At 58.1% G+C, this 11359-nt stretch carries 5 protein-coding genes; 4 read left to right on the top strand and 1 reads right to left on the bottom strand.

Annotated elements, in window-relative coordinates; translation table 11 throughout:
• From MUY35_RS01255 to MUY35_RS01240, 4 genes are read left to right on the top strand one after another with little or no spacing between them, the layout of a single operon-like run.
• Entirely contained in the window at window positions 1–2118 is a 2118-nt protein-coding gene (locus MUY35_RS01255) for a hypothetical protein (RefSeq protein ID WP_248363240.1), read from the top strand.
• Window positions 2118–3134 carry a hypothetical protein gene (locus MUY35_RS01250; RefSeq protein ID WP_248363239.1) on the top strand — a complete coding sequence of 339 codons (1017 nt, stop codon included), beginning with the start codon at window positions 2118–2120 and terminating at the stop codon, window positions 3132–3134. Before MUY35_RS01255 ends, MUY35_RS01250 begins: the two co-directional genes overlap by 1 nt.
• A 5-nt stretch (window positions 3135–3139) precedes the next feature.
• Entirely contained in the window at window positions 3140–6955 is a 3816-nt protein-coding gene (locus tag MUY35_RS01245) for a hypothetical protein (RefSeq protein WP_248363237.1), read from the top strand.
• Entirely contained in the window at window positions 6955–10263 is a 3309-nt protein-coding gene (locus tag MUY35_RS01240; RefSeq protein ID WP_248363235.1) for a hypothetical protein, read from the top strand. The genes MUY35_RS01245 and MUY35_RS01240 overlap by 1 nt, the downstream gene beginning before the upstream one ends.
• Window positions 10264–10337: 74 nt before the next feature.
• Here MUY35_RS01240 and MUY35_RS01235 read toward each other — a convergent pair whose 3' ends face one another.
• Complete coding sequence (locus MUY35_RS01235; RefSeq protein ID WP_248363233.1) at window positions 10338–11282, bottom strand: homocysteine S-methyltransferase family protein; 945 nt, start codon at window positions 11280–11282, stop codon at window positions 10338–10340.
• Between the last annotated feature and the right edge of the window lie 77 nt (window positions 11283–11359).

The following is an 11359-nucleotide window of genomic DNA, read 5'->3' as shown; positions in this document are numbered from 1 at the left end:
ATGGTCGCGCGCGGAAAATTCTTTCTTTATGACAGCATCGACCCGGCCCTGACGGCTGGCAGTTACACTTTGTTTGGTGACTTGTCGCTAAAGAGCAATAGCACAACGTCTTATCCCGTCGACACGCTGGAAACTCATTTCAATGTCACTGCCCCGCGCCTGAAGCTGCCACCTGACCAAGCACTGATGACCTTTCCGCCCGCCAATTCAGAAGGCGCATTCGAAAACCGATTGCCGCAGATTGTGCTGAAACGGCGAACGTTGCCTTGGGACAGGGCTGCGGGCACGGTGGGGGATGAGCATCACGATCAAACGGTCACCGAAACAACCCCATGGCTGGCGCTTGTGGTGATTGCCGAAGGCGAGGGCCAGCTTGTCCACGATCAGCCGTGGGAGGAATGCTTTACCGCCGAGACGCCGATAACCGGACCGATGGACCAGCCGACCGGAAGCTATCTGTCCGTCCCTCAATCAACCGTCGACACGATATTCCCGACGCTCGACGATATTTCCCTGCTCACTCATGTGCGCGAGGTGAACCCGGATGACACCGAAAACGCCATGGGCGACGATGATGGGTTTCTGGCCGTTGTCATTGCCAATCGCACGCCGCTTTTTGACACGCAGAACTGTAAGCCCAAAGCCTACACCGCGTGTCTGATCAGTCTGGAAGGGCAACTTGGCGTCCTGCCACCGCCAACGCCGCCGGTTCCAACCTACGATATCAGCACGCTTTACATCAACGAAACGGTGGAAATGCTGGCGACGGCGACCCAATCAGGCGCCGCTGTTCCGCTAACCGCCACTGCCAGCCCGCGCGTGCTGGATACCAATGACAACGGCGCGCTTGGCGATGCTGTCCGGCGCGGCGAGGTTGTGTTTCACGAAGGCACGTTGATTGATCGCGCGGGCGTCGATGGAAACGGGTTGCACGTGCTGGGGCGTCTGGATGAGGAAGACTTCCTATCCGGAAACTTCAGCAGGGTGCGTCGCGATGCGACGTCAGACAGTCAGGTGTTCCAAGTGGCCGGAAGCTTCGCAGGCTTTAGCCTTCCGCTTGAAGTCATCATTCCCGAAACCTTCTACCGCTTCCCGGTTCTGACGTCATGGCGTTTCACTTGCACGGGTGCCGGCGGTTTTCAGCAGTTGATGAACGGACTTGATGTGGGGCTGTTGGGCACGGCATCACCCGGTGGGTTTGAGCGACCTTTGCCGCCCTGCACCGGTGGTCCGCGTGAAGGTGAAGCACCCGGTGAGCCCCCCGTGACAGCCCTGCCGCTTGAGATTGCAGAGACGGGCCATGTCGGACTGCCGCATCTAACGCGCACTGGTGAGAACGCCAACGCTTGGTATCGAGGCCCGTTTTCCACGCATGAACTGCTGCGCAATCCCTTGGCGGATGAAGAACCCTTCCCAATCCTCGCCCATGTCAGTGACCACTTGCGCATGATGACGCCTGATGGGCGCGAAGATGTCTCGCTCGCTGTGGCTTTTGAGACGGGCAGGCTGATGGCGATGTCGCAGCCTTCTTTTGTTGCCGCCCTTCAACGGTGGCGGGCAGAAACCTTTGGCGCGGCACGGGCCAAAGCGACCGCGGGCTTGAACCTCGCAGATAAGCTGGATCTGCTTGGGCGTCTTGATGAGTTTGCCGATATTGATGTTCTGCTGGAACGGGTGCGGTTGGGCGGCATTGGTGACATTCTGACTGGCGGTTTGTTTGACGAGTTGGACAAGGCCCGTGAAGCCGCTGTGTCCCAGCCGGTGCCTTTGGTGCGCCCCGGCGACCCGATCGCGGTTCTTGCGGATGGGTTCACCGAAAAGCTCGCGACTGGGCTTGGGCTTGACCATGACCTTACCAAATCGCTGGCAGGTGACGCGTTTGATCTTGGCGCCGTCAATCAGCTGAAACAAACCACACCAAGGGTCGTGGAAGATGTTGCCTATGACGTCGACGGGCGCGTGAACGAGCTGTTGGACGCACGTTTGGTCGAAGGTGTCCGCATCATCGCCGAAACCGCGGTTGGTGGCGTCGACATCACACGCGACACAATCCGGGACATGGAATCTTTCGAAACGTTTGACGCGTTCATCAATGATCGCTTGGGGAGGAGACGGTAATGGTCGCTCACACATCTGAACCGATGGAAGCCATGTATATGGCTGTCATGACCGTGGACGTGTTGCCGCCCAATGCGGAAGGCACGATTGCGCCTCAGGAAATTCTAACGTTTCTTGCCCGCCTGCGTCTTCTTCAGGGCGTTCCCTTCAACAACATCGTGCCCGACACCGAACTTCTGCCAAATGAATCGATCCGGTTTTTCTATCTGGATCGCGCCTGGACAGATGCAATCGTGCAGGGCGCGCTTTCCGTAGCGACAGGCAACACCATCGAACGGGCGCAATTGGAACGGCTTTATCCCCAGATCGAAAAAGAGATTGACGAAGCCGAACGGCAAGTGCGCGCGCCCGGTGGTGAACCAGCTTTGACGGGCGAGGCTGGGTTGGTGACGGGCTTTCTGATGCGCTCGGCTGCTGTCGCGGGGTGGCCCGGCATGCATGTACGCGCCTATTCGCAACCTCCCGCCGGCAGCGCGACCGAGGTTTTCCCCGAAAGCCACCCAAGCCGCATCAAACTGTTGCGTCTGGAACGCCTGTCGCCTGCGGTTTTGCTGTGCTTGTTCGACGGCCTGCCAAAGGTACTGCATATCGAAGAGCCGCGTCAGGGATTGCAGTTTGGCTATAATCTGCACGCCGGGCGTCGCGGAAGTTATTCGGCGACCGTGCCTGCGCGCAATGTGCGGTCTGCGGAATATGTGAATGCGGCGGGGGTCGAACAGGACGACCCGAATGACGCGGCGCAAATACCGGTTCGTTTTCGACGCAAAGCCCCCGGTGTGCTTGATCTGACCAACACGGCGCGCAATTTCGCCGATGAAGCGGCGACCAGCATGAACCTCGACGGCAAAGTGGATGGTGCCGAATTTGCCATGCAGATGATCCGGTTTCCCTACCGCCAGATTTTCGCACAGGACGCAGGCACAACGGCAACACAGAACGATGCTTTCAAACCCAGCCTTGGTGACGTGACAGCACGTTATACGGCTGAGCTGAAAGCACGGATCGAAAGGAGTTGACGCCAATGGCAGACCCGATCCGCGCTGACCTCATGGCAGACCTGCTGGTTTCCGATAACTGGCAGTTCACCGCTGCAATGGCAGAATACGTCCTGCCGCCAACTGCAGTTTTTCCGCGACCCTTGCCCGAACCACGCCCTGCGCTTCTGGTTCCGGTGGATGTTCAGGCGCTGTATGTGCCGAAATCGCACCGCGAGCGGTATGTCCGCCTGCCGCTGGACATGGACGACGGACAGGACGACGTCGCGCCGTTCTCAACGCCCGTGGCCCGCACGCATGGGGTGCATCTGCATTGGGCGATGCCCGATGGTCTGCTGCGTGGCGAGATGGTGGATGACAATGACACGCCGATCAAAATGCGCCCCTTGCCAGACCGCTGGCTAGTCGTACGTATGACTGGTCGTCGTGGTGCCACAAGTCAGGATCACAAAGCCTGGATCATCGAGGCCGACAAAGGATCTGCGTTTGAGTTAGAGAAATATCCCGGTGACCCCGTTGCCAAGTCCGATGCGCAGGTGGAGGCGGGCGAGCTTACCGGTGTCATCGGTGGGTCCCCGAATTGGACGGCCTCCTATGATGCCACGCTGAACCGTTTTGCCTTCCATGACCCATTAGATGACCTGACCGTAAGTGAAGTTACCACGGGCCGGGCAAGCTATGTGGTGATTGGCTGGTGGAGCAGCCGAACGGGTGACCCATTGGCCGGGGTCTATTCGCCATGGGGCGTGCCGCGACGCATCAAATCGCTTGGGTGGACGGCATCGTCAGCGCCGAAGGTGTCGGATTGGCAACCACCACAGGTTCATCGTTCTGAAAGTGACGGACGGTTTGGAACCGTAGATTTGAAGTCGACCCTTAAACTCACAACCTCCGGCGTCGCTTTGCTGGATGATTATCGCGAATATGGCCTTGACCATGTGACCATCGTTCCAAAACGCGAGCTTTATGAAACGGTTATGCATGGTGCCGTCTATGGCGTGCCGGTTCGTGGCCGTGTGGGCAGAGACGCAGCCCCGAGAGCGTCGGCAATCAAGCTTTCGATGGCACCGACGCTTGAACGTCTATTGGCCGCTCAGGCATCGGCCGGAATGCGCGTAAGCGGCACGGCGCGCAAGGAGTTTATGGAAACCTTGATGACCGCTGTGGCCAATACATCCTTGATGCGTGTGGATGAGCGCGACGGGGTGATCGGTCTTGACGAAGCCGAACATGCGGATGGGTTTGAGGCGTTTCAAGGCCCTGATGTGGTTGAAGAAATCGTGGCAGACCGACAGCGCGAAGACTTCAAGGCTGGCCGTCCGTTGCGCACCAAGGCTGCGCGATCAAAGACGCCGCGCCCGCCAAAAGCCGATCTGATCTGGAACGGACGCAAACGGGGCGGTTTGGTCGCCAGCAAAGACGAACTTCGCGATGCGGCCGCCTCATACAGTGACGACACGAAGAAAACGATCCGCGCTACAAGTGATGCCCCCGTTTTCAGAACTGTCCGCCGCCCCGGCCCACGCTATCACATGGCCCGCCCGCCGGTAGTCGGCCTAAGAAACTACGGCAAGTCAAACCGCTTCCTTGGGGATGGGCTGTTTAGCGAAGACGGCTATCTTCATTGCCGCTGGACCCGGGAAATACGGCGTAAATTTGCGATCTGGTTCCCGCTGGAACGTTATGTTCCCGAACTGACTCATGAAGCCATCCCAAACGCGACGGCAGAAATCCTGCGCGATGCTTTTTTAAACGACGCGCACGCAGCACCTTGGGTGTTGGACGCGTTCAAGGAAACCATCGAGCCCGAACGAATTGAAGCAACCCAAACACGCTATGTTGGAGAATTGGCGCTTCGCCATTCGCCAGACGGGGTGTTTGACGGAATGTCCCCATTGCTCAGAAGCGGCGAGGATGTCGTTGCGTCGGGCAAGGTTTCGCGCTCGGTCAGCGTGGCCGTACAACAGGATATGCTGCGGTTTTCGCTGCTGGGCGGACGCGAAGTCAGCCCCGTCGCTGTTACGAATTATGTCCAGCCATGGTGCCCGATCTGGCTTGAATGGGAAATCGCGCTTGAACCGGGTGAAGGGTTTAAGGGCTGGTCGCTGGACCGGGTGACCTTTGAAGGGGCGAGCATTCCAAGGGGTGGAACATTTGTTCTGTCTGGCCGATCAGCCATCACAACAGGTCTGTCCAAGACGTTCAAATCGGTCATTGATACATACCTCATCGCCGAAGCCCAACGCGACATTACCCAAGACGGCGAGATCGGCGGCCCAACCGCACGAACGCTTGCCTCGCTTTCTGGTTTTTTAGATAGAACTGATCTGGGTTCGATCACAATTGATCGCCTGAGTGATGTGTGGCTTGCGATCCGTTCCGGCCCTGATGGCAAAGAGATGTCGGTTCCAGAAGAGGTTGCAGACGAATTCAAGGCAGTCGCCTTGCCAAGCCTTGTCGCGGACGGAACGTTGCGCCTGACGCGGGCGCGGGTGATCGACACATTCGGGCGATACCGCGATATCAATACGAACAATCCCACACTGCCTGTCGCGCTTGCCACCAAGGATTCAAGTGGCAACGCGGCGTTGGCGATGCCGCCACGCCTGACCTTGCCGTCCCGTTTGATGTGGCGATTTGTTGACCCTGCCGACAGTGCAGCGGTGCCGCGCGAGGCGCGCATCGACCAACGCGATCCCGCCCGGACGATCAACCCCGTGGCCGGATACATCCTGCCTGATTTCATGGATGAAAGCCTTGAATTTTTTGACCAGGATGGCAATCCGTTGGGTGAAATTCTGCATGACGCGGTGACCGGCGGCCTGGCATGGGAAGGGGGTGTTGGGCGCGAAGGCCCTGTCTCGTCCTCGCCGCGCAGTGATTTGCCGATAAGTGCAAGCCGGATCGGCGACATCGCGGACGGCATGATTGCGGCCGATGTGTTCCAGCGCAACGACCCCGAGTTTGATGGCGAAGAAAGCCCTCTGAGTGCCTTTCTTCGCGCTGTAGACACAACGATGTGGAGTGTGGATGGCAGCCTTACGCATGCCGGGGCCACAATCGCAGGCTTGGTTGGCCGCCCAATTGCCGTCGTCAAGACGCAACTTTGGCTGGATATTCCAAAGGACCTTGCCTCGACGGGCGCATTTGGACAGCAGGCCGACAACATCGCCGCGCATCTTGTTCGCCAAGGCGTCTATGAAGCCGTCAAATCCCGCGCCTTTGGGGTGCGGTTGGGTGAATTGGCGAAAGGCAATGATGGGTTGTATGGATATTTTATCGGTGATGATTTTTCGACGCTGAACGTGATCGAAAAAGAGGTACGCTCAAGCGCGCGCATATCCAAACTTGGCACCGGCTTTCGAACCATGCTGGGCGGGGTCGCCGACACGTTGGGGCCGGGCTTTCTGCCGGTGCCAGACCCGCTGAAGTCGCCCTATATCTCGGCTGGCGAAGCCTTGGCCGTGCATGCGGGACAGCGTGTCAATCTGACCCTTTTGATGCACCCAACCGCGCGCGTTCACGCCACGACAGGTTTCCTGCCACGCAAAGCGTTGGAGTTGATGCGCGAATGGGTGACCAAGGGCATGGGCCGCATCGCACCGTCAGCGCGCGTGGGTCCGGTGTTGATTGACCCCGACCGGGTGCGCCTGCCCAAGATCGCAGCCTTTGGCGCAAGCCAAACCTGGACCCGGCGTAACACGCCGCTGACCTGGCGTTATGACCCCATTCTGGCCGCCACCCAAGCCGCGGTCCTGCCTGCAGGGCGGGTAACGGTGGAAGAGGGCTACATCCGCATCACGCCCGACGAAGACATCGACAATGAACCGGGAGCAGGCTGATGGCACGTTATGAATGGCCCCGTGAATTCAGAAAGTCGCCCGACCGGCTGATACACCGCGAAGAACGCGCACTTCGCTCCGGCGTCGTTACCCAATCCGCCGATGGATCAATCGGTAACATTGATTTGCTTGACGAGGTGATCGCGCGAAATTTTGACGAAGACCGGCTGTGGATGCCGCTTGGGCCTCATATCCTGACCAACGGGCAAGCAACACGAAATCCGATCGTCTCGGGCCGTACCAGGGACATCAAGGTCAGCCCGGACGGCACCCGCGCCTATGCCGGGACCGCGAATGGCGGCGTGTGGTATTGGACGCAAGCCCATGGATCATGGCGGCCTTTGGGTAGCGCGGGTCTGGCACCGACAACGGACCGATCCGATCTGTCGCTGACCGTGGGCGCGCTTTTGGTCCAGTTTGGCGCAACCGAGGCGTCTGATATCGTCTATGCCGCCACCGGCGAAGGGCGCCCCAGCACAAGCGCCACGCCCGGCTCATCTTTTGGTGGCCTTGGCGTTTTACGCCTGAAAGATCCATTGCCAACAGTGCTTGCCAATCAGCAATCCAACCCATGGGCACGTGAAGCGGAAAACCTGTCGGCAGCGGGTTTCTATCGCCTTGCCCGTGACCCGGCAGCTACATTTAATGCAGCAGGGCAGGGAACGCTGGTCGCGGCGACATCGTGGGGGCTTTACACACGCAGCGGCGCATTTACCGCAGATCAGGATTGGACGTTGGTCGAGTTTTTGGCGAATGCCACGTCGACATATGGCAGCCAAATCCACTGTTCGGACGTGGTCTGGAATGACAAAGGCCTTTGGGTGACCGTCGTTGGGACCAACAACAATGGTGTGGCTGACGGCCTTTATCGGTCAGTCAACGGCACTGCCGGTCCTTTTGTCCGCATCAACCTGCCCACCTATGAAGCTGCGGCCAGACTAAGCCTTGGCGAAGCCGCCCATAACACCGACCGCATGTATGTCTTGGGCAAAACACCAAGCCCGGTTGATGCAACTCGCCATACCGGCCATGCACAATTGTGGCTGGTAGATCTGACCCACAACGCAACGGTGGCGCGGACTGTTTCCAATACACCAATAGGATTGTTTGTGTCTTCCGTCGAACGACGAAGGGGCCGCAACTTCATCACCGAGAACGACCAGTCAGATTACGATCAGGCAATTGCTGTGCGTCAGGATGGCGGCAGCGATAAGGTCACTGTTGGCGGATCGCTCGAATATTCACAGAATGCCTGGAATGCCGCAATTTTCGATCTGACAATCTCTATCAACGCAAGTGGCGCGGTGCGCACGAACTTCAGACCTGGCAATCAACACCGCGCCCATCGTGACAGCACCTTTATCGGTTCGCGCATTCACCCGGATGTCCACAGCCTTGCATGGGCCGGCGCGGACTTGTGGGTCGGCTGTGATGGGGGCGTTTTCCAACGGCAGGGCAGCAATAACGCACGATCCTTGAATGCCGGGCTATCTTCGGTCGAAATTGGATACATTGATGGGCACCCGACCAATGATGGCACATTGATTGCCGGAACGCAGGACAATGGATCAATCCAGAGGATCGGTGACACGGTTTGGCGTTTGGAACGCAAAGGCGATGGCGGGGGCTGTCTGTTCCATCCCACAAAACCACATTTTCGGTTTCTGCAATACACCAACGCTGACTGGGAATTCCGCCCGGACCGATTCAGGCCCTCCAGCCCGGTGTTTCGCGCCAATAGTGCGCGCACCCACGAAACAACCGAGAGCGGTCGCGCGGGGTTCTATTCTCAGGCGGCCGTCGCGCGCTCCAACAACGCAGATGACGCGCGGCTGTTTATCGGGACCGACAGAATTTGGTACTCCGCCAACTGGAACCGGCCCAGACGTCGGATGAATTGGGTCACTATTCCTACGATGTCCGATCCCTACCGGAGGCGAAATACGACGCAGGATCAGTTGACAGAAAGTGCCAGTTCGGACCCGGTGGTTGCGATTGACATCCAGAACGAAGGAACGCTGGCCACCTATGAAAACACTGCACTTCTAGTTCTTTGCGCACGCACAGTGCGGTTGTTCCGCTTTACTGCAGGCGCGTGGACGTCCGTTGCAAATTCCGTGGTTAGCGCGACATCAACAGTTGCAGCACCCGGTGTTGGCGATCCGTTCCTTCGGCAATTGCCGCGTCTGTCGGGAACGCAATGGACGGATATCGCACCGCACCGCACCGTCGCCAACCGCGAACAGTTCTATGTCACGACGACGGGTAGCCTGCGCCGGAACGCGGTTTCTGGTGATCTTGAGGCCGACCCCGCAATGGATACGTTGTGGTGGTATGATGGGTCTGGGCGCTGGTATCCGACCGGTTTGATGTCGCAAGTCCTGAACGCAACAACGGGGCAGGGTGGATCGTCGGCACCTGCCTACTCGGTTGTGGTCAACCCGGACGACACCAACGAGGTCTATGTCGGCAATCGGATCGGTGTGTGGCGCGGGACGTTCGATGATAGTGGAACCCATCCAACATGGACGTGGCAGCCAGCAATGGAAGGGTTGCCGCATACTGTCGTGCAGGACCTTAACATTCAGCGTTATGACGGTGACGCCTTTCTTCAGGCTGGGCTGGTGTCCCGTGGGGTTTGGGAACGTGACATCTCCAATCTCCCCACGTCTGTCGGGACGACGTTCATACGAACCGTACCAACAGATACAGGGCGCTTTACCCTTCCGGACCCACCGCTTGATCCGCGCAGCAATCGAGCTTTGAAACTGCACGAAAGTTCTGATCTGATCCTGTTGCCAAGCGGCAGTCATCCATGGGATCCGGGTCTGCCCAATGAGGCGGAAATGATGGACGCGCGCGTGCCACGCAGCTTTCGCAAGCGCGTATATGACGGGTTTGCGATGGTGCATCACCGGCACACAACGCCCGTCGCGGGGGCGGACATGAATATTGATATTTTCATGCAACAGGATGCACCGCGCCGTGGCATAGACAGGTATATTTTGACGGATACATGGCGGACCGCTGTTGCGAACACCGTGAACGGGACAGCGGCCGCTTTGCCTGCAGGCCTAACGCATATCGGGCGGTTCAACCCGACGTCTGCAGTTGATGCGCGAACCCCCAGGGCGGTGAAATTCTCGGTCGACCTGAATTTTTTAGGGCGGCGCGACCATGTCATGTTGATCGCAATTGTGACCTCTCCCAATAACGGGTTTGGTGTGATGGATCTGAGCGATGCAAATTTGGGCGATGTTGTGCGCGGTTCCGCACAAGTTGCTGTTCGGATGATCCGGCGGCGTTAACGGGTCGCAATCGAGCCGAATGTTTCGGATCGCACCATGTCCGCTTGCGGTCCAAATGCGATGTTGCGAGCGGACTACGCAGCAGCTAACAAGGCCCGCCCAGTTTTCTCGACATGCACATAATCCGTGCCGCAACACCCGCCAAAAACATTCATTTTTGGGTGGGCGGCCCGGATATCTACGTATTGGCGCGCCAGTTCCTCGGGGTCACCCTCATCAAGATGGCCCAACTTGCACAAGGTCCCATGAGCCACGGATGACGCATTGGCCCGAAGCCCTCGGATGCGATTAGCCCAATCCTCGTTTGCAAGCGCAGGGCCGAAATCAACTGGATGCGCGCAATTTATCATGTAATAGGCGGGTGCATTGGACGTTTCGCGATCAACTGTTTCAATCGCTTGTTTCAACGTTTCTCCACTACGAAGTTTGCGGTCTTTTTCGATTGTAAAGGCGATGACCGACGGAATACCAGCTTCGGCTGAGGCCTTTGCGACGCCAATCGCTTCGGCTGTCGTGCTTAAGGTCAACGCTGTGACAATATTGGCACCGGCAGCTTTGAATGTATCAATCTGTTCTCTGTGGTAGCTTTCGGCGCTCTCGGCCGTGAGGCCCTTGTTTAACCTATAGGCATCCCCTTTCGGTCCGATGCAGCCGCTGAGAACTGTGTTTTCTGCCGCCAAACCAGCCTCGGCGGCGCATTCGCGGTAAAACTCTATGCATTTGTGGTTCATCTCGGCCAGTCCTTCGGTTGAGTATCCAAGCAAAGCACCCCAGTCCCGACTTGCGCGATAGGTCAGGCTGTCAAAGATGAAAGATGTTCCAAGTTTCACCGCGATATTGGCGAAGGCGGTGTAATATTCCCGCAATGCCTTGGCCGATCGTTCATCGTTCAGCAAATGAAAAGCGCTGAATTTCTGAAGTTCGAACCCGCGCTTGTACATAAGCCAAGTTTCCGTTCCGCCGTCGGTCAAGAAAATGTCGTCGGTTTGGTGGGGCAAACGGGGTGTTGATCGGGACATGTGATGCACCTGTCAGGTCTATTGAAGTGACTGAGAAGGGGATTGCGCGCCGGCGTTAGACCGCAGGCGCGATGTTT

The sequence above is a fragment of the Aliiroseovarius sp. S1339 genome, from assembly GCF_023195695.1.
Lineage (GTDB): Bacteria > Pseudomonadota > Alphaproteobacteria > Rhodobacterales > Rhodobacteraceae > Aliiroseovarius.
The sequence above is the reverse complement of the archived record's forward strand: the minus strand, read 5'-3'. Positions and strand labels throughout refer to the sequence as shown.

What these genes read in the sequence shown, in the direction of transcription:
- MUY35_RS01255 (WP_248363240.1), top strand. Translation starts at nt 1, where the DNA reads ATGGTCGCGCGCGGAAAATTCTTTCTTTATGACAGCATCGACCCGGCC.
- MUY35_RS01250 (WP_248363239.1), top strand. Translation starts at nt 2,118, where the DNA reads ATGGTCGCTCACACATCTGAACCGATGGAAGCCATGTATATGGCTGTC.
- MUY35_RS01245 (WP_248363237.1), top strand. Translation starts at nt 3,140, where the DNA reads ATGGCAGACCCGATCCGCGCTGACCTCATGGCAGACCTGCTGGTTTCC.
- MUY35_RS01240 (WP_248363235.1), top strand. Translation starts at nt 6,955, where the DNA reads ATGGCACGTTATGAATGGCCCCGTGAATTCAGAAAGTCGCCCGACCGG.
- MUY35_RS01235 (WP_248363233.1), bottom strand. Translation starts at nt 11,282, where the DNA reads ATGTCCCGATCAACACCCCGTTTGCCCCACCAAACCGACGACATTTTC.